General features: G+C 59.0%; 12 protein-coding genes, 1 other RNA gene and 1 pseudogene. 9 read left to right on the forward strand and 5 right to left on the reverse strand.

Features of this window, described 5'->3' with window-relative positions; all coding sequences use genetic code 11:
• Positions 1-22: 22 nt before the first annotated feature.
• The gene (bamE, locus tag G0034_RS17575) at positions 23-361 is read left to right on the forward strand and encodes an outer membrane protein assembly factor BamE (protein WP_014884883.1); all 339 of its coding nucleotides are present in this window, start codon (positions 23-25) and stop codon (positions 359-361) included.
• A 108-nt stretch (positions 362-469) separates the two neighbouring features.
• On the opposite strand, the gene G0034_RS17580 is transcribed toward bamE, so the two are convergent.
• Both G0034_RS17580 and G0034_RS17585 read right to left on the reverse strand, forming a co-directional pair.
• The gene (locus G0034_RS17580; protein WP_023331115.1) at positions 470-757 is read right to left on the reverse strand and encodes an RnfH family protein; all 288 of its coding nucleotides are present in this window, start codon (positions 755-757) and stop codon (positions 470-472) included.
• Entirely contained in the window at positions 747-1,184 is a 438-nt protein-coding gene (locus G0034_RS17585) for a type II toxin-antitoxin system RatA family toxin (RefSeq protein ID WP_014832955.1), read from the reverse strand. Before G0034_RS17585 ends, G0034_RS17580 begins: the two co-directional genes overlap by 11 nt.
• A 156-nt stretch (positions 1,185-1,340) precedes the next feature.
• Between G0034_RS17585 and smpB the strand changes: the two genes are divergently transcribed.
• The 4 genes from smpB (at position 1,341) to G0034_RS17605 (ending at position 3,767) form a co-directional block, all read left to right on the forward strand.
• Complete coding sequence (gene smpB / locus G0034_RS17590; RefSeq protein ID WP_008502505.1) at positions 1,341-1,823, forward strand: SsrA-binding protein SmpB; 483 nt, start codon at positions 1,341-1,343, stop codon at positions 1,821-1,823.
• Positions 1,824-1,912: 89 nt separating this feature from the next.
• Positions 1,913-2,276, forward strand: a transfer-messenger RNA (tmRNA) gene (gene ssrA / locus G0034_RS17595).
• Positions 2,277-2,745: 469 nt separating this feature from the next.
• The gene (locus tag G0034_RS17600; RefSeq protein ID WP_014884928.1) at positions 2,746-3,102 is read left to right on the forward strand and encodes a KPN_00521 family repetitive protein; all 357 of its coding nucleotides are present in this window, start codon (positions 2,746-2,748) and stop codon (positions 3,100-3,102) included.
• A gap of 104 nt (positions 3,103-3,206) precedes the next feature.
• Complete coding sequence (locus tag G0034_RS17605; protein WP_179121144.1) at positions 3,207-3,767, forward strand: YceI family protein; 561 nt, start codon at positions 3,207-3,209, stop codon at positions 3,765-3,767.
• On the opposite strand, the gene G0034_RS17610 is transcribed toward G0034_RS17605, so the two are convergent.
• Genes G0034_RS17610 through G0034_RS17620 form a run of 3 tightly spaced genes read right to left on the reverse strand, consistent with a single transcriptional unit; the run spans position 3,759 to position 5,612 of the window.
• A complete protein-coding gene (locus G0034_RS17610) occupies positions 3,759-4,550 on the reverse strand; it encodes an anti-sigma factor family protein (RefSeq protein ID WP_032635750.1) in 792 nt (263 codons plus the stop codon). The two genes, G0034_RS17605 and G0034_RS17610, sit on opposite strands and share 9 nt — an antisense overlap.
• On the reverse strand, positions 4,547-5,077 hold the full coding sequence (locus G0034_RS17615; protein WP_048996643.1) for a sigma-70 family RNA polymerase sigma factor: 531 nt from the start codon (positions 5,075-5,077) through the stop codon (positions 4,547-4,549). Before G0034_RS17615 ends, G0034_RS17610 begins: the two co-directional genes overlap by 4 nt.
• 7 nt (positions 5,078-5,084) lie before the next feature.
• Positions 5,085-5,612, reverse strand: a complete 528-nt coding sequence (locus G0034_RS17620) for a tetratricopeptide repeat protein (protein WP_014884932.1) — start codon at positions 5,610-5,612, stop codon at positions 5,085-5,087.
• 764 nt (positions 5,613-6,376) lie between these two features.
• Between G0034_RS17620 and G0034_RS23690 the strand changes: the two are divergent.
• From G0034_RS23690 to G0034_RS17635, 4 genes and pseudogenes are all read left to right on the forward strand, one after another.
• Positions 6,377-6,682: pseudogene (locus G0034_RS23690) on the forward strand (BapA/Bap/LapF family prefix-like domain-containing protein); the annotation flags it as partial.
• Positions 6,683-6,735: 53 nt separating this feature from the next.
• A complete protein-coding gene (locus G0034_RS17625) occupies positions 6,736-17,007 on the forward strand; it encodes a BapA/Bap/LapF family large adhesin (protein ID WP_502706668.1) in 10,272 nt (3,423 codons plus the stop codon).
• Between the two features lie 77 nt (positions 17,008-17,084).
• Positions 17,085-18,488 (forward strand): TolC family outer membrane protein, encoded by a 1,404-nt coding sequence (locus tag G0034_RS17630; RefSeq protein WP_023331126.1) that lies wholly within the window; start codon positions 17,085-17,087, stop codon positions 18,486-18,488.
• Positions 18,485-20,683: a type I secretion system permease/ATPase gene (locus tag G0034_RS17635; RefSeq protein WP_014884935.1), complete on the forward strand. Its 2,199-nt coding sequence runs from the start codon at positions 18,485-18,487 to the stop codon at positions 20,681-20,683. Before G0034_RS17630 ends, G0034_RS17635 begins: the two co-directional genes overlap by 4 nt.
• Positions 20,684-20,693 lie beyond the last annotated feature (10 nt).

Consider the following 20,693-nt stretch of genomic DNA (forward strand, 5'->3'; position numbering starts at 1 on the left):
CCCGAAAAGGAATCAAATCACTATGCGTTGTAAAATGCTGACCGCTGCCGCAGCGGTTCTTCTGATGTTGACCGCAGGCTGTTCCACTCTGGAGAAAGTGGTTTACCGTCCTGACATCAACCAGGGGAACTACCTTACCCCTAACGATGTGTCCAAAATCCGTGTGGGGATGACACAACAGCAGGTCGCTTATGCACTGGGAACCCCGATGATGTCCGATCCGTTCGGCACTAACACCTGGTTCTATGTATTCCGTCAGCAGCCAGGCCACGAAGATGTGACCCAGCAGACCCTGACGCTGACTTTCAGCAGCGCCGGTGTGTTGACCAACATCGACAACAAACCTGCCCTGACAAAATAATCAGGCGTCAGAAATGCAAAAAGGTGCTCAATGAGCACCTTTTTTGTATCTGAATTCTTACGCAGAGTCGTAGCCCCGGTAAGCGCAGCGCCACCGGGGGAGAAAGCGCTACTTACTCGCCTTCTCGGCACGCTGGCGACGCAGCTCTTTCGGGTCGGCAATCAGCGGACGATAAATCTCCACCCGATCGCCCTCTTTCAGCACGTCACCCAGCTTCACCGGACGGCTGTAAATACCGACCTTATTTTTCGCCAGGTCGATATCACTGCGAAGCTCAAGGATGCCGGACGCGCGGATAGCCGCTTCTACGGTCGCGCCCTCATCCAGCATCACGCGCTGCAAATACTGTTTCTCTGGCAGCGCGTACACCACTTCCACAGCAATCTTATGCGACACTGTAAACCTCTTTGGCGCGGGTCGTGAACGCCTGAACCATATTCGAGGCCAGCTCTTTAAAGATGCGGCCAAACGCCAGCTCAATCAGCTTATTGGTAAATTCAAAGTCCAGATGGAACTCAATACGGCAGGCGTCCGCGCTCAGTGGGGTAAACTTCCAGCCCCCCATCAGCGTTTTAAACGGACCATCGACCAGATGCATCAAAATACTCTGATTGCTGGTCAGCGTATTGCGGGTGGTGAACGTCTTGCTGATCCCCGCTTTGGAGACATCCACCGCCGCGGTCATCTGCGTCGGGCCAGACTCCAGAACGCGGCTTCCGGTACACCCCGGAATAAATTCTGGATAAGACTGAACATCGTTCACTAACTGATACATCTGTTCCGCGCTGTAAGGCACAAGCGCAGTACGGCTAATCTGAGGCATAGCATTTTCCATGGTCACACAACGGACAAATAATAACATTTATCACCTGTTAAAAAAACGCTAAGCCTCATCTCGTGCTAAGATAGCGCGTTAGACCTCACAGGACGCAATGAGGTGACTTTTTGAAATCAGATTACCGACGGCTTTACGACACTTATGACGAAGAAAAAAGCACATAAACCAGGCTCGGCGACCATTGCGCTCAACAAGCGTGCGCGCCACGAGTATTTCATTGAAGAAGAATTCGAAGCTGGCCTTGCGTTGCAGGGCTGGGAAGTAAAATCGCTGCGCGCCGGGAAAGCCAATATCGGCGACAGCTACGTGATCCTGAAAGATGGCGAAGCTTTCCTGTTCGGCGCGAACTTTACGCCGCTGACCGTCGCCTCGTCACACTACGTGTGTGACCCAACGCGCACCCGTAAGCTGCTGCTAAATAAGCGTGAGCTAGAATCTCTCTACGGACGCATCAACCGCGAAGGTTTCACCGTGGTCGCCCTGTCGCTGTACTGGAAAAACGCCTGGTGCAAGGTGAAGGTTGGCGTCGCGAAGGGTAAAAAGCAGCACGACAAACGTACTGACCTGAAAGAGCGCGAGTGGCAGCTTGATAAAGCGCGCATCATGAAAAACGCAGGACGTTGATTCTGCACACTTATTGTACTATTCAATAAGTTAGCGTTCCGGGCTGGTATCCAGGAAGTAAAATCTGGTATACTCAGTTCAACACTATTGGGGCTGATTCTGGATTCGACGGGATTTGCGAAACCCAAGGTGCATGCCGAGGGGCGGTTTGCCTCGTTAAAAGCCGCAAAAAAATAGTCGCAAACGACGAAAACTACGCTTTAGCAGCTTAATAACCTGCTCTGAGCCCTCTCTCCCTAGCTTCCGCTCTTAAGACGGGGATCAAAGAGAGGTCAAACCCAAAAGAGATCGCGTGGAAGCCCTGCCTGGGGTTGAAGCGTTAAAACTAATCAGGCTAGTTCGTTAGTGGCGTGTCTGTCCGCAGCTGGCGTGCGAATGTAAAGACAAACTAAGCATGTAGTACCGAGGATGTAGAAATTTCGGACGCGGGTTCAACTCCCGCCAGCTCCACCAAAATTCTCCATCGGTGATTACCAGAGTCATCCGATGAAGTCCTGAAAGCCCGCACGGCGCAAGCCCTGCGGGCTTTTTTGTACCTGTTTATTGTCTTCACTGCTGTATAGATTGAATCCACACAGTATCCACCGGCCAGTAGTTTATGTTGTACTCCTCTGGCATTGACAAGCATCAACACTCTCCCCTATCTCCTGTGGAAAATAACCTACACCACCCAGCGCTACGGATTAGCAACTCAGCCCGGAAGGAACCCCACCATGTACAGACCCATAACCGTCATCATCTTCATTCTCCTGACCCTCGCCGCCCTCGCAGAAATAGGCGTTTTATCCTTTGGATAATCCTCAGGCAAAATACCCCGCGTCAGGATGCATTGATCTCATTACAGTTTTTTCCTAAAGCCATCCCGCTTCGCCTGTGCCATGCTGAATCACGCTCATAACCGAAAACGTTAAATGAGGATATTATGAAAAAAACAATTATCGCATTATCTGCCGTTCTGCTGGCTTCCCCAGTATTTGCTGCGACCACACATGCAACTGATGATACCGTCGCGGCAGCGAACGCAAACGCCAATGAGGCAAAGCAAAAACTGCACGAAGAGCAGAACAAAGGTGAAGAACTGAAGCTGAAACAGCAGCATGCTGCGGAAGGTAAAAGCGAGAGCCTGGGCAGCAAGGTCAGCGAAGATTCCCAGAAAGCCTGGCATAAAACCAAAGAAGGCACCGAGAAAGGGTGGGATGCCACTAAAGAAGGCGCTGAGAAAGGCTGGAACAAAACCAAAGAAGGTGCCAGCGAGCTGGAAAAGAAAGTCACTGAGTAATCTTTACGCTCAAAAAAAGGCCGCGCTTGCGGCCTTTTTTATTTCTTCGAATACAATTAGCCCCTCAGGCGTTTACGCAGTGCGCGTTTATCGGAGAAACCACTATGTATCGCCTTTTAGCCATTCTGACCGCCCTGCTGTTATGCCCGTCCCTGTACGCCGCCCCAAAAAGCTATCTTATCGACAGCGATAACACCGCCATTCGGCTATCGTGGCATGCCTTCGGCGGCATTCTCTCCTGGGCGACGTTCAGCGACGTGACGGGTGCCGTGACGCTCAACCCGGATAACGACGTCGACGACCATATTCACGTCACCATTCCCGTATCAACTCTGATGGCTTCTAACAAATTGCTCACCTGGCAGCTGAAAAGCGACATGTTTTTTGAATCCGAGCGCTACCCGACCATCGAGTTCATTAGCTCACGCGTGGTCGCTCTGAGCGCCGGGCGGTTCAGGGTATTCGGCACGCTGATCGTACGAAACATTGCCCGGCCGGTGATCCTGGAGGCCGTGTTGAAAGACCCGCATGCGCAGGCCCCCCGGCTTGATGCCACCACGGTGATCTCCCGCGCCTCTTACGGGATGGATAAGTTTGCGCTGGTCGTGGACGATCGTATAGCCATTGCCATTGCAATCAAGACGAACGAGGTGCCGTCATCCTGAGATGAGGCGCTGTAGCTGCTCCGCGTTTGCCCGCAGGTGAGACGGCGGATTGCGGCCAATCAGGACAAACTGATATCCCGCATCCTGCCACCACGCCAGGTTCATGCTGTGCCGCTGCTCCTGGCGGAGCGAGGCCGTCGCCTTCTCATCGACAGGCGAGATACAGAGCGCCATTGGCCCGTAGTCGGCGTTGAGCCAGGCAATCTGCGCGATAGAGGTCGTTTCATAGCGCAGCATGCGCACCATTTTAAGCTCTGCCCCTCGCACAATAAGCTGCGACATAGTTAGCTTCATGCCGATATCCTGCGCCGCCCGTTCGAGCCCGCGCTGCAGGACCGGCGCTGCGCTGTCCATATCCAGCAGCGTCTCGACGCTGTACAGGGACATATATTGCGCTTCGAGGTCGCGAATATGGGCGTTCTCATCCGCTGGCGCGGAAGCGGGCCGCAACAGGTAGCCCAGCCCGGAGCCGACCATCAAAAAGCTGACCGACGCGGCAATCAGCGCCCGCCTGCTGACGCCAACCGGCGTGGAGGGCCGTGGGTCAGGAAGCGCCGTCAGACGCGCCTGCATCGTCTCAAGAGGCGCATCATCCAGCAGGGAGGCAAACGCCCCGGCGTAATCCTGGCTGCTTTTCATCAGTTCGGCGGTTCGCCCGGAGAGGCGTTCGTCACTGTTTAAATGCTCTTCAAATTGCTGTGCGTCGGCGCGGCACATCTCGCCATCTATCCATGCCACGATAGCGTCGTCGTTATAGGGCGGTGCAAAACGGTGCGCGTTCAAGAACGTTTCTCCTTTACCGGAGGCAGTGCGTCGGCGGACCTGGCAAGCCGAGCCCGTGCCGTGGCCAGCCGGCTCATCACGGTACCGATCGGCACTGCCAGCGTGTCCGCCGCCTCCTGGTAGGTAAAGCCTTCGACATAAACCAAAAATACCGCGTTACGCTGGGCTTCGGGCAAGGCGTTAACGCGCTGCATCACCTTCAGATAATGCAGGCGCGTCTCATCCTGTTCGCGGGTATCCGGCGCGAGGAGTTCGTCGCTGGCCACAAATCCCTGCCCCTGACGCACGTATCGCGCCCGAAGTTCAGAGATCCAGATTGAGTGCAGGATCGCGAACAGCCACCTGTCGATGCGTGTGCCCGGCGTATACTGGCTGCTTTTTTCAAGCGCACGCACGCAGGTGGACTGAACCAGCTCTTCGGCGATATCCCTGTTGCGCGACAACACCAGCCCATAGCGCCAGAGACGCGACAGGTGTGCGGCTAACTGTTGACGAACCTCACTGGTTGCGATGAGTTTTCCCTCCACGAGAAAATCAGGATTCCGGATGTCCGTTGATGGCGGCCTGCAGGTCGCGATACTCCTCGCAGGACTGGCCACAAATACCGGCAATCACCTTCAGTTGTTCTTTCGCGAGATCGGGTCGTCCTTTTACCATCCACGCTTCACCGAGATACTCCCGGGCTTTGGCATAATCCGGTGCGATAGCCAGCGCGCGCTGGTAGTAACCAATGCCTTCGTCCGTACGGCCAAGTTTGCGCGTGGCGAACCCGCGATAGTTCCACGCTTCAGCCGTATTGCTATTTTTCAGTGAATCAAGCAGATTCAGCGCCGCCTGGTACTCCCCTTTCTTCGCGAGATGGTACGCATAGTTGGTTTTGTCCTGATCGCTGAGGCTGCTGCTCTTGTCCGGCACGCATTTCTGGGTGGCGCTGTCATACACCTGTCCGGAAGGACAGTCGGGCGTTTTGCTCTCGGTACTATTATCGCCCATTGCCAGCGCCAGCGGAGACAGCAGGGAAAAAATCAGCACCGGGATCAGGCGAAACGAGGTCGTGTTCATATAAAGCTCCTGGGTTAGAAGGGAGTGACGTCAGTAAACGCCCGACCGGCGGTTTTTATTCATTCTTCCGCGATTTTTTACCGTCCAGAAAATCATGCCTGCGACGTAATCACATTGAAAATAAATCAGGTTATTTTATATCTATCTTCCCATTATTATTATCCTGCAACCGCTAGCAGAGTTTTAACCCCCTATAAGAATATATTTTATTACACCGGTGATATAATATATCTTATATCAAAAACGTTACCCTAACTTAAACACACATTAAGCACGATTAAATAATCACAATTTAAATTATATTTAAAACATCTCCCACCAATAATTACACTGCATCTTCAGGATGACTAAGTCACAACACACGGAAAATAAAAAGACATTAAAAACATAACGATAGAAAAACACATCAATAAACACCATCAATACATTAATGCCCTCTTCATTGTTTACCCCTTTATTTACGCAAGCTTAATTTGCACATTCAGAGTTTTCTGGCTATATCATTTTTATCTCCTCAAAACGAATTCCTCTATTAATTACAGGGTTTTAAAAGACGCAAAACACAAATAAAACGTATTTCTTTCATATGTAATTAGATTCGCTCTGATGTTGCCACTCTGAATTCTGGCGGGCATCGTTCGCTCTAAAAAAGACGGTGAGGACTGTTTAATTAACAGTCACTCCGCCGGGGGCGCCCTTTACCTTCTACAGAGATGGCTCGTCTTGCTCGCCGTTCACGGTAACTCTGCTGGAGTCATAACGAAATGAGCCAAATCTCTGTTATATCAAAACTTACTGGCGTGGAAACTACGACGGAAGGCACACAGGTTACGCTGAGCCATTCCTCTATCGTTGAGCTTCATGTAGAGCGAGCTGATGTCTCCCATTTCGCGCGAAGTGGTAACGATCTGGTGGTGACACTGCACTCAGGGGAAGTAATAACCCTTAAAAATTTCTACGTCACGGACGCGCAGGGCGTAAGCCAGCTGGTACTCCAGGACAGCGACGGTGCGTTATGGTGGATAGAAGATACTGCCGGGGCCGCCACGTATGAATCTATCGCGTCGACAGACGTGCTGCTAGCGGCATCCGGAAGTGATACCGGTGGCGCGGCCATCTGGCCATGGGCGCTGGGCGGTATTGTTGCCGCAGGCGGCATCGCGGCGGCGGCAAGCTCCGGTGGTGGCGGGGGGGTGACGATGATGACAACGGCAGCAACCCCGGCACGCCGACAAACCCTTCCGATCCGGATACCACTCCTCCGAATGCGCCATCCGGCCTTCAGTTCTCGCCGGATGGTAAAACCGTCTCCGGTACCGCCGAACCGGGCAGTACCATCACGCTGAAAGACGCCGACGGCAACGTCATCGGCACCGGTAAAACCGGCAGCGACGGTAAATTCACCATCGACCTGGGGACGCCGCTGACTAACGGCGAACAAATTACCGCCACCGCGACGGATTCCTCCGGGAATACCAGCCCGGGCACGACCGTAACCGCTCCGGACACCACCGCGCCGGATGCCCCGGACATCCTGCTGGTAAATGACGATGCCGGCGACAAAGCGGGCCCGCTGGAAAACGGCCAGCGCACCGATGATGCCCGCCCGACCTTCAGCGGTATCGGCGAGCCAGGCAGCACCATCACTCTCTACGATAACGGCAAGCAGATTGGCACCACCACGGTGGATGCTAAAGGTAGCTGGAGCTTTACCCCCACCACCGATCTCGCCAACGGCAGCCACACCATTACCACAACCGCGACCGATGCGGCAGGCAATACCAGCCCGGCATCCGCTGCCGTCAGTTTTGTTGTCGATACGGTTGCGCCCGGCGCGCCCACCATTAGCAGCGCAACGGACGATATTGATCCCGGCAAAGGAACAGTAAGCAGCGGAGGCAGCACTAACGATCCGCGTCCTCAGCTCTCGGGTACCGCCGAACCAGGCTCCACCGTAACCATCTATGACGGCTCTGTCGCTATTGGCACGGCGGTCACCGGCAGCAACGGCACGTGGACCTTCACGCCATCGGTCAATCTTGGTGAAAGCACCCACCAGTTCACCGTTCGGGCAACCGATGCCGCTGGCAACACCGGACCCGCCTCTCCGGTATTCACCCTCACCGTGGATCTCACCCCTCCGGCAACGCCCACGGCGATTGTACTGAGCGATGAGACCGGGGCCATTAAAGGCGCAATTACCGCAGGCCAGTTCACCGACTCCTCTGAACCACTGCTGGCGGGACGGGGAGAGCCTGGCGGCACAATCCAGGTCTATGACAATGGTGTGCTAATTGGGCAAACCACCGTGCTGCCAAACGGCACCTGGAGTCTCAGGCCAGACAACCCGCTCGCGGAAGGCCCGCACTCAATCACCATTAAACAAACCGATGCGGCGGGCAACCAGAGCGCAGAATCGCAGCCGGTGAACTTTACCGTGGATACCACGCCACCGGCGCTGCCCGTTATTGCCATTAACCCGGTGGGAACCCAGGTTACCGGCACCGCCGAGCCAGGCAGCAAAATCGTCATCACCAACAGCAACGGCGACGTGATTGGCCGCGCCACCACTGACGGCAACGGTAACTTTGTTGCGACCCTTTCGCCTGCACAAACAAACGGCGAGCAGCTTTCGGTGGTAGCCACTGACGCGGCGGGCAACCAGAGTCCGGCTGCGTCCCTCACCGCACCGGACACAACACCCGATATCCTCTCTGTGGTGGATGATCAACCCGGCGTCACAGGCCCCATCAGCCAGAATGGGATTACCAATGACCGCACCCCTACCCTGAACGGCACGGCGGAGCCAGGCTCGACCATCACCATCCATAGCGGCGGCGACGTCCTCGGCACGGTTGTTGTTCCATCATCTGGCCAGTGGACCTTTACGCCATCCACCCCGCTGGCCGAAGGTGCCCATGTACTGACGGCGACATCAAGCAACGGTAACGTTTCAAACGCCTGGACCATTACCATTGACGGAACGGCGCCTGATGCGCCCGCCATCACCCAGCTTGTCGATAATGTCCCTGGGGGCACCGGCCCGGTGGGTGTCAACGACACCACCAATGACGCAACGCCGACGCTCAACGGTACCGGTGAACCCGGCTCAACGATCACCATCCGTCTGGATGGCGTCGATATTGGCACCGCGGTGGTCGGTAGCAGCGGCGCGTGGACCTTTACGCCCACCACGCCGGTTGGCGACGGCACGCATACCCTGACCGCGATCGCCACCGACGTCGCCGGTAACACCAGCCCGGTATCCGGTGGATTTACCTTTACCGTTGATACCACCCCACCGCCGGTCGCGACGCTGGCAACCGTCACCGACGACGTCGGAGACGTTAAAGGCCCGCTCAGCAGCGGCGATACCACGGATGACACCCAGCCATTACTTCAGGGGAGCGCCCCGGATGGCACGGTCATCACCGTGTATGACGGCACCACGCTGCTCGGTACCGCAACGCTCGACGGCAGCGGCGGCTGGAGCTTTACCCCTACCACGCCGCTCACCGACGGCCCGCATTCGCTGACGATCCATGCCACAGATGCCGCCGGGAATACCTCGATTTCGGATCCGTTCGAGCTGGTGATTGATACCGTCGCACCGGCCACACCGGACACGCCAGCCATCACCGTAAACCCGGATGGCTCAGCACCCACGTCGCTGAACCCGGGGGAAACCACCCGTGATACCACGCCGACGCTGAGCGGTACCGGTAATCCGGGCGATACGGTGACGATTTACAACGGCACCGACAAAATCGGTGACGCCGTGGTGGGCGGCGACGGCAACTGGAGCTGGACGCCATCCACCGACCTGCCCAACGGCACCTATGACATTACCCTGACCGTCACCAACAAGGACGGCGCGGGCAACGAAAGCGCCCCGTCCCAGCCGGTGACTATCACCATCGACACCGACGCGCCGGCTGCGCCCGCGGTCCCGGTCATTACCGACAGCGTCAGCCAGATAACCGGCCCGGTTGCCGATGGCGAAACCATCAACGATCCGCGTCCGGTACTGAGTGGGACCGGCACGCCGAATGACGTGATTACCATTTACGACAGCGTTGATGGCGGCACGCCAACCGCCGTGGGTAATGTCACGGTAGACGGCAACGGCAACTGGAGCTGGCGTCCTGAAAGCGCCATTGACGAGGGCAGCCACGAATTTACCGCTACCGCCACCGACGAGGCGGGTAACGTCTCTGACCCTTCTACGGGGATCACCATCACCGTCGATACCATCGCACCGGATACCCCGGTGATTAGCGCCGTCGCCGGTGAGCCGAATGGCGGTTTTACTACAGATACCACACCAACCGTCGGCGGAACCGGTGTGACGGGTGAAACGGTGATCGTCTATAACAACGGCGTCGAGCTTGGAAGCGTGGTTGTGGTTAACGGCGAATGGTCTTTGACCCTGCCCACACAGACGGATGGCCCGCTGAACATCACCGTTGCGGCAGTTGACGCAGCGGGTAACCTCAGCACACTCAGCCCGGTCTATACCGTCACCGTCGATACCACTGATCCTGAGATCCCGCTGATTAACAGCGTTGAAGACAGCCAGCTCACCAACGGGACGCTCTACACCCGCGACGGTACACCAACCCTCAACGGCACCGGCGAGCCGGGTTCCACCGTGATTGTCAGCGTGGACGGTACGCCATCCACAGTACAGGTCACCGTCCAGTCGGATGGTACCTGGAGCTGGGCCGCCGACACCACGCTGGCGGAAGGCCCACACAGCTTCACCGTCTCGTCGGTCGACCCGGCAGGTAACGCTTCCGGAGACTCTGCGCCGCTTGCCGTCACGGTGGATACCGTGCTTCCGGCAGCGCCGGACAATATCAGCGTGGCCGCACAGGGGACGCCGCTGACCGGTACCGGCGAAGAGGGCGCCACCATTATCGTCAAAGACGCCAGCGGTAACATGATCGGTACCGGGGTGGTCTCCGGCGGCAACTTCTCCGTGGCGCTCAGCCCGGCCCAGCAGGACGGCGCGGCGCTGACCATCACCGCCACGGATGCCGCAGGGAATCTCAGCCCTGAAGCCTCCTATACCGTCACCGGTACGCAGCCGAACCTCCCGGACGTGCCCGTCATTACGGTCATCAACGACGATACGACCCCGGTCACGGGCGATGTGAAAGACAAAACTACCAACGACACGACGCCGACCCTTGTCGGGACGGCAGAGCCAGGCAGCATAATCACTGTCTATCAGGATGGCGTGCAGGTTCTGCTGCCAACCGTGACCGCCGATGCAAACGGCAACTGGAGCTATACGCCAGCTCTGCCGCTGGGTGAAGGAGCGCACACCTTTGAGGTCACCGCCACGCTGAATGGCGAAACCAGCGGACGTTCGCCGGTGGCGACCGTCACTGTTGATCTCACCGCCCCTGACGCGCCTGCCATTGGCGCAGTTATTGATGATGTCGGCCCGGGCACCGGCCCACTCACGGACGGGCAGACCACCAATGACAACCGCCCAACCCTGACCGGTAGCGGCACGGCGGGCGATACTATCTCCATTTACAGCAACGGCACCCTGCTGGGCACCACCGTGGTCGGCCAGACGGGTAACTGGAGCTTCACGCCGTCCGCGCTGGCGGAGGGCAATAACGTCCTGACCATCCGTGAAACCGATCCGGCGGGCAACCAGAGTGCACCATCGGCAGGCTTCACCATCGTGGTTGACACCAGCTCCACCACCCCGGAGATTGTTAACGTCACCGATGATGTCGGCAATACCGCCACGACCGTGGTCAGCGGCAATACTACCAACGACGCAACGCCTACCCTCTCCGGTACGGCGGAAGCGAACAGCGTGGTGACGATCTTTGATGGCAATACGCAGCTTGGCATCGTCACGGCGGACGGTACCGGCGCGTGGAGCTTTACGCCTGAGACCGCCCTCGTTGAAGGGCCACACAGCTTCACCGTCAAGGCCACCGATCCGCAGGGTAACGTCAGCCTGTCGTCAAACGCCTGGAGCGTGGTGGTTGACCTGACGGCGCCAACGGTCCCCGTGCTGGAAACCGTCAGCGACAACGTGGCGGGCGGGATTGTCGGTAATCTCACCACCGGCCAGGTCACCAATGACACCACGCCAACGCTCAGCGGGACAGGCGCTGTCGGCAGTACCATCCACATCCTGAACAATGGCGTGGAAATCGGTACCGCACCGGTAGACAGTAACGGCAACTGGAGCTTTACCCCTAATCCGGCGCTGGGAGATGGCAGCTATAACATTCGCATCAACGCCAGCGATGCCGCCGGTAACGTCTCAGCCAACTCGCCGGTCTTCGTCTTCACGGTTGATACCGCAGGTCCTTCCGCGCCGGTGGTCACCAGCGTGATTGACGATGTCGGTCCGGTCACCGGGACGCTCACCAGCGGCAACAGCACCAACGACACAAAACCCACCTTCAACGGCACGGGCGAAGTCGGTTCCACGGTGCACATCATTGTGGATGGCAGCGAGATTGGTACCGCGGTCGTCAACGCTCAAGGGAACTGGACCTTCACCCCGGGTACCGCGCTCACGGAAGGGCCACATGCCATCACCTTCAACGCCACCGATACTGCAGGCAATACCGGCAGCACGTCGGCACCAATTAACCTGACGGTGGATACCTCCGCACCGACAGCGCCGTCCATTTTGACCGCGAGCGATAACGTGGGCAGCGTTCAGACACCGCTCTCCTCCGGGCAGAGTACGGACGACACCACCCCAACCCTTAGCGGCACAGCCGCGGCCAACGCGACCATCACTGTCTATCAGGACGGGCAGCAGGTCGGCACCGCCCAGGCTGACGGCAGCGGCGCGTGGAGCTTTACCCCGTCCACAGCGCTGGCGAATGGTAGCCACACCTGGTCCGTCACGGCCACCGATGCGGCGGGCAACGTCAGCCCCGCATCGCCTGACTTTACGCTGGTGGTGGATACCACTGCGCCTAACGCGCCGGTTATCAGCCAGGCGGTTGATGACGTGGGCACGATCATCGGCCCTGTCAGCTCTGGACAAAGCACCGACGACACCCTTCCGCGTCTCGTTGGTACCAGCGAGCCGTTTGCCACGGTGAACATTTATGAAGGAACGACGCTGGTGGGCACCGATACCGCGGATGCCAGCGGAAACTGGAGCATTCTGCTGACCACCTCGCTGGCAACCGGTCTACATAGCTTTACGGCTCAAGCGACGGATGCGGCAGGTAACACCAGCGCGCCGTCAGCGACCTTCAACCTGACCATCGACACCACGCCGCCTGCGCAGCCGGTGCTGAGCAGCATTGTGGATGACGTCGGGAATGCCGCCACGCCTGTCGCCAATGGCGGATTGACCAACGACGCGCAGCCAACCCTCACCGGGACGGCGGAAGCGGGCGCGACGGTGAAAATCTTCGATAACGGCGTGCAGATTGGCAGCGTTGTCGCCGCCGGCGGTAACTGGAGCTTTACTCCATCCCCAGCGCTCAGCGATGGTCAACACAGCCTGACGTTTACCGCCACCGATGCGGCGGGCAACGCCAGCGCACCCACCACCGGGTATGTGATCAACGTGGATGCCACCGCGCCAGCCGCACCGGTCATCAGCGCGATTGTAGACGACGTGGGCAGCGTTACCGGGCCGGTGACGGGCAATAACCCGACCAACGACACCCGACCAGCGTTGAGCGGTACCGCCGAAGCCAATGCGACGGTGCGTATCTACGACGGTAGCACGCTGGTTGGCACGATCACCGCCGATGCCAACGGCAACTGGACGCTGGCGCAAACCACCACCACGCTGACGGAAGGTTCGCACAGCTTCACCGCCACCGCCACCGATGCCGCGGGCAATACCAGCGCGCCATCAACCGTGACTACAATCCTGGTTGACCTGACGGCACCGGGCGCGCCAACCAGCCTGCAGGTGATCGCTAACGGAACCCAGGTCACCGGTACCGCGGAAGCGGGCAGCACCGTCACTATCACCAGCGGTACCGGAACGGTGCTCGGTACCGCGACGGCGGACGGTAACGGCAACTTTAGCGCTACCCTCACCACGGCGCAGACCAACGGTGAAGCGCTGCTGGTCTACGCGACCGATAAGGCAGGTAACGCCAGCGTCAGCGCCTCGGTGGTTGCGCCATCAACCAACATTCCGAACGCGCCGGTTATCGCCAACATTGACGATAACGTCGGTAGCGTTACCGGAGGGCTGACCAACGGTAAAACCACCGATGACACCACGCCAACCCTGAGCGGCACCGTACAGCCGAACGCCACCGTCACGCTGTATAACAACGGCGTGTCGATGGGTACGGTAGTGGCGGATGCCAGCGGTAACTGGAGTTTTACGACCCCGGCATTAAGCGAGGGATCGCACGCTTTTACTGCCACGGCAACCAACTCAGCCGGCACCAGCCCGATCTCGCTCTCGACAACCGTTATCGTCGACGTGACCGCCCCAACGGCCCCTACCGGGACCTTCAACGCCGACGGTAGCGTGCTGACCGGGAATGCGGAAGCCGGCAGCACCGTCAGTATCCGCCTTGCGGACGGCTCAACGGTAACCGCCATTGCGGGCACCAACGGTACCTACAGCTACACCTTTACCAACAAACAGACCGAAGGCCAGACGCTGCAGATCACCGCCACCGACGCGGCGGGCAACACCTCGCTGCCCGGCTCGGCGCTCGCGCCGGTGGTGCCGCTCTCCGCCAGCAATAACGTCGAAGAGTTGGATCTCAGTACCACGGCCACCGTCACCAACAGCCAGTACAGCGACTACGGCTTCCTGCTGGTCGGCGCCGTGGGCAACGTCCTGACGCTGCTCGGGAACGACACCGCGCAGGTGAACTTCACGGTGGGCAACGGCGGGAGCGCGGATATCGTGGTGAACGCCAACGCCACGGGGGCTGTGCTCTCTCTGCTTAACACCCTTGAGCTGGTGGTGCAGCACTACGTCAACGGCGCCTGGACCACCGTGGTGGATACCGGACAGCCGCAGTTTGCTGATCTGCTGACTCTGGGCGCAACCGGCGTATCGCTGAACCTGACCGGGCTGGCTGACGGCAACTACCGTGTGCTCAGCTATAACACCAACCTGCTGGCGACCGGCTCCTACACCAGCCTCGACGTGGCGGTGAAAGAGACCGGTCCGGGTACGGTCACGGGCGATACCAGCCTCAACGGGAACGTGATTCTGGATACAGACCCGACCGCTGGCAGCGACAACGCCCCGGCCGGAACCACGATCTCCGCCGTCACTAACGCGCAGGGTGTCACCACCAGCGTCAATGCAGACGGCACGGTGATCCAGGGTCAATACGGTACGCTGACCATTAACCGCGACGGCAGCTACACCTACACCCTGACCGACACCAGCGCGGCGGTCATTGGCCGGACAGAGAGCTTCACCTACACCATCACCCATAACGGCGTCAGCGCGTCAGCAAACCTAGTGCTGTCTCTGGGAGCCGGAACGGTCAACGGAATTGTGGCGGCGGACGATACCGCCTCGCTGACCTTTGACACCACCGTGAGTGAAATCAATAACGGCACCTCGTCTCAGGGCGGCTTTACCCTGGTGGGTATCAATCTCGGCAACACGCTGGGGCTTAACCTGCTGGACGATATGACCAACCCCATTATCTATAACGTGGAGGAAGGCACCACTCGCACCATGACCATCCAGGCCTCCGTGGGCGGCGTGGCGCTGGCGTCGGTGTTTGATTTGTACGTCTATAAATTTAACAACGCCACCCAGACTTTCGAGCAGGTACGCGTCGAGTCGGGCTGGCTGCGTGCCCCGCTGCTGGGCGGCACGTCACCGCAGCTAACGCTGCAATTGCCTGCCGGGGAGTACCTGTTCCTGCTGAATACCGCGTCCGGGATCACCGCCCTGACGGCCTACACGCTGAGCGTTCTGCAGGATCATGTCTACAGCGTATCGAGTATCAGCGAGACGACCACGGGCGACGTGCTGGCGAATGACCCGGTTCCAGCAGGCACGCTGGTTACCGAAGTGAACGGCGTGGCGGTCAACGGCACTGGCACCACCACCATTCAGGGGGAATACGGCACGCTGACCATTAATTCATCCGGTCAGTACACCTATACCCTGAGGAGTGGTGTCGGTGTGGACCATATCAGCACGCCGGATACCTTCGTCTATACCGTCACCGCGCCAGACGGCACGAAAGACACGGCATCGCTCAACATCACTCCAACCGCCCAGCCGATGAATGCGGTGAACGATGTTAGCGCCGTGATGGATGTAACGTCAGTACACCATACGTCAGCGTACTCCGATACCACCGTGGGTACGGCAAGCTGGACGACGGCCTTGCTCTCGTCAACCCAGGGTAGCGGCAGCGGAACTTTTGTGGTGGATCCAAACACCGCGCTGCATAACGCCTCGCTGCACTTTAACGTGGCCTCGCTGCTGTCGCTGGGCGGACTGACGGTGAACTGGACAATCAGCGACGGCTCGGGCGTGATCCGCAGCGGCTCCTTCGGCGGCATTTCGTTACTGAACGGCAGTATTGACGTTCCGCTGACCGGGCTGGATCTCAACGCCGGGACCTACACGCTGAGCTATACCGGTAGCGTACCGGGGCTGAGCGTCGGGAACATTACCATTACCCCAAGCGTCAACGGCACCACTTACTCGCTGACTGATTTTGACGCCACGGGCACTCACACCGTCAACGGCAATATCTTTGACGGCACCGACTCGGGCGGCGTGCTGGATCAGCTCCACTCGGTGGATACACGCGTCAGTATTACCGGCTACAACGGCGTGACCACCACGCTGGATCCGTACACCGGCAGCTCAACCGTCAATATCACCGGCCATTACGGCACCCTGGCGATTGCCGCTGACGGGCATTACACCTATACCCTTAACAGCGGGGTATCGCTCTCATCCATGACCTCGAAGGAGACCTTCAACTACACCCTGACCGATGCCACCGGGAAGACGGACAGCGCCTCGCTGACCATCAACATGGCGCCGCAGTTCATCAGCTCTGAACACAACGACGTCATTACCGGCACCGCCTACGGCGACACGCTGATTTACCAGGTGCTGAACAATACGGTAGGGAATGCCACGGGGGGGAACGTCAGCAGCACCGCGGGCGACCACTGGACCGGCTTCTCGCTGGCGCAGGGGGATAAAATCGACATTAGCGACCTGCTGGTGGGCTGGAACGGTAGCGCCTCCACGCTCGGGAACTACCTCCATGTCACTAATAGTAATGGTAATACCGTGATCTCCATCGACCGTGACGGTGCAGGGAGCACCTACACTAATACCACGCTCGTGACGCTTGATGGCGTTCAAACCACCTACGACGAGCTCGTTAACCAGCAACACATCATTACCACATAACAGCTGTAGTACTAACCCGGGCGCACAGCGCCCGGGGATTAATAATAAAGCTGCACTTATTTTATTAGGGACATGACATGGGAATGAAGATGCCTTACTGGTGGCTCTCGTGCTGCCTGATATCTGTGCCCGCTCTGTGCGCGAATCCGGCGGCGACCATCAATACCGGACAACTGCGCGAAACGCAGGAACTCCCCTCACTGAATGGCCGTGTCGCCCCTGCGGCTGGCAACGCCGCGCCCGGCTCATTACAGCTTGGCGAGGCCGTCAACCGTGCCGTTACCTGGCATCCGGCGATCGGTGAAGCCGTGGGCAAACTCTACGAACAGAGCGAAGAAGTCGACGTCGCCAAATCGAAATACTATCCGCAAATTAACGCGGGCATGGACAACGGGTACTCCCACGACGGCGATCAGAACGGCTTTACGCCGTCGCTGGTGCTCTCTCTTTCACAAATGCTCTACGACTTCGGCAAAGTGGCCAGCCAGGTACGGGCCGAAAATGCCGGGGTTGCCCAGCAGCAGGCCAACGTGCTGGTGAGCATCGACACCATTGCCCATGATACCGCCGTCGCCATGGTGCAGGTGCAAACCTGGCAGCAGATGGTCGACACCGCCAAAGAGCAGCTCGATGCCCTCTCCTCAATAGGCACACTGACCCGTCAGCGTAACGACGAAGGGGCGACCTCGCTTTCTGACGTGGTGCAGACCGACGCACGTATTGAAGGGGCGCGCGCGCAGCTGATGCAGTATCAGGCCAGCCTCGACAGCGCCCGTGCCACGCTGATGAGCTTTCTCGGCTGGAACAGCCTGAACGCGATCAGCAATGATTTTCCGCAAAAGCTGGCCCGCAGCTGTGACATCGCCGAGCCGGACGATCGTCTGGTTCCGTCTGTCCTTGCCGCCTGGGCCCAGGCCAACGTCGCCCAGGCCAACCTCGACTACGCCGACGCGCAAATGACGCCAACCGTCTCGCTGGAGCCGGAGGTCCGTCACTATCTGAACGATCGCTACGCGGGCAGCGAAACGCGGGATCGCACGCAATATTCCGCCTGGGTGAAGGTGCAAATGCCGCTCTATCAGGGCGGCGGCCTCACCGCCCGGCGTAACGCCGCCGGACACGCGGTGGAAGCGGCGCAGTCGACCATTCAGCGTACCCGTCTTGATGTCCGCCAGAAACTGCTGGAGGCCCGCAGCCAGGTGATGAGCCTGCAAAGCACGCTGCAAATTCAGGGCCGCCAGGAGGCGCTCAGCGCCCGTACCCGCGAGCTTTACCAGCAGCAGTATCTCGATCTCGGCTCGCGCCCGCTGCTGGACGTACTCAACGCCGAGCAGGAGGTCTATCAGGCACGCTTCACCCAGCAACAGACCCTCGGTCAGTTGCACCAGTTACAGCTCAACTGCCTCTATAACACCGGACAATTGCGTCATGCGTTCGATCTTGATAACCGCACCATCCAGACCGTGGAGATCCAGCCATGAAGCAACGCGAAATTCCGCAAGAAGAAACAATGACGGATGAGGCGCTGGCGCAGTGGGCGCAGGCGTTTGGCTTTGTTGCCACGCGCTACCGCGTCGCCTGCTCGCCCGGAGCGCTGATTGCGGGCGCCCCCTGGCTGAAAGGCAAACCGATGGTACCTGCCCTGACGCAGCTTGCCCGGGAAGCCGGGTTGACGTTCCAGCTGCTCACGGCCGATCGGCAGTCGATCAACAGCTGGCGCCTGCCGGTGGTGGTGGCGCTGAACGACGGAAAAATTGGCGTGGTCGACAGCTTCGACGGGGAAGACACGCTGGACGTCAGCTTTTTCGACGACAAGATGCATACCAACCGTCTGTCGATGAGCGCGCTGCTGCCCACCATCCGCCACGTTATTGCCCTGCGCCCGCTGGCCGCGCTGAAGGACAGCCGCGTGGATGCCTACATCTCGAAATACCGCCCGGACTGGCTCTACCGGCTGGTGATGCGCGATCTGCGCCCGTACAGCTGGGTGATGCTGGCAGCCTTGTTCATCAACCTGCTCTCCCTCTCCGGCATTGTCTTTTCCATGCAGGTGTATGACCGGGTGATCCCTGCCCAGTCCTACCCGACGCTTTACGTCCTGACCATCGGCGTGCTGATCGCCACCCTGTTTGGTTTTGTGCTGCGCGTGGCGCGCGGACACATTATGGATCTGCTGGGCAAACGCTCGGATCTGCGGGTCTCAGACCGCGTGTTCGGTCACGCCCTGCGGCTGCGCCACAGCGCCATTCCGCGCTCCACCGGCAGCTTTATCTCCCAGCTGCGCGAGCTGGAGCAGATCCGCGAGATGGTGACCTCTTCCACCATCTCGACCATTGTCGACCTGCCCTTTTTCTTCCTGTTTGTGGTGGTGCTGGCGATCATCGCGCCGCAGCTGGCGTGGATCGCCCCGGTCGCGGCGGTGATCATGGTCCTGCCCGGCCTGCTGCTGCAGAAGAAGCTGGCGGAGCTGGCGAAGCAGTCGGCGCATGAATCAACCCTGCGCAACGCGGTGCTGGTGGAGAGCGTGCAGGGGCTGGAGGACATCAAGCTAATGCAGGCGGAAAACCGCTTTTTGCAACAGTGGAACAGCTATATCCAGATCACCGCCGAATCCGGCCTGCGCACCCGCGAACTGACGCAGAACCTGATCAGCTGGGGGATGACCATCCAGAGCCTGGTCTACGCCGCGGTGATTGTGGTCGGCGCGCCGATGGTGATCGACGGCACCCTGACCACCGGTTCGGTGGTTGCCGCGTCGATGCTGGCCTCCCGGATGATCGCGCCGATGGCGACGCTGTGCGGCGTGCTGGCCCGCTGGCAGCAGGTGAAGGCCGCCAAAGAGGGGCTGGACAGCATTATGCAGCTGCCGACCGAGAACCAGCGCGAAGAGACGCCGATCCGCCAGGACGTCCTGCGCGGACACTATCTCTTCGAGCAGGCGCAGTTCCGCTATCAACCGGACGATCCGCGCATGGCGCTACGCATTAACCGTCTGGAGATCAAGCCGGGCGAGAAAGTGGCGATCCTCGGACGTAACGGCGCGGGCAAATCGACACTGCTCCAGGCCATGGCGGGCGGGATGGATCTGGCGGCAGGCGAATTGCGGCTTGATAACCTCAGCCTGCCCCATCTCGACGTGGCGGACGTGCGGCGCAACGTCGGCTTTATGACCCAGAACGCGCGGCTGTTTTACGGTACCCTGCGCGAGAACATCACCCTTGGCATGCCACGCGCCACCGACGAAGAAATTTTCGCCGCGCTGGAGTTGACCGGCGCAGCGGGCTTTGTGCAGAAACTGCCCAAAGGGCTGGACTACCCGATCATGGAAAACGGCGTGGGGCTTTCCGGCGGGCAGCGGCAGTCCATTCTGCTGGCAAGGATGCTGCTGCGCGATCCGAATATCGTGCTGATGGATGAACCTACCGCGTCGCTGGATGAGCACACTGAACGGGAGTTTATCCAGCGTCTGGGCGACTGGCTCGGCAACCGTACTTTGATTGTCGCCACCCACCGCGTGCCGGTGCTGGAGCTGGTGGAGCGCGTGGTCGTACTGAAAGAAGGGATGCTGGTGATGGACGCGCCAAAAGCGCAGGCGCTTAACAACAGCCGCATTCAGCAACAGCAGCAGCAGGCAGCAACCGGACGGGAGTGGAAAAATGAAAATCAGTCAGCGTGACGTTGCCGCA

It is taken from the genome of Enterobacter sp. T2 (assembly GCF_010692925.1).
GTDB classification, from domain to species: domain Bacteria; phylum Pseudomonadota; class Gammaproteobacteria; order Enterobacterales; family Enterobacteriaceae; genus Enterobacter; species Enterobacter kobei.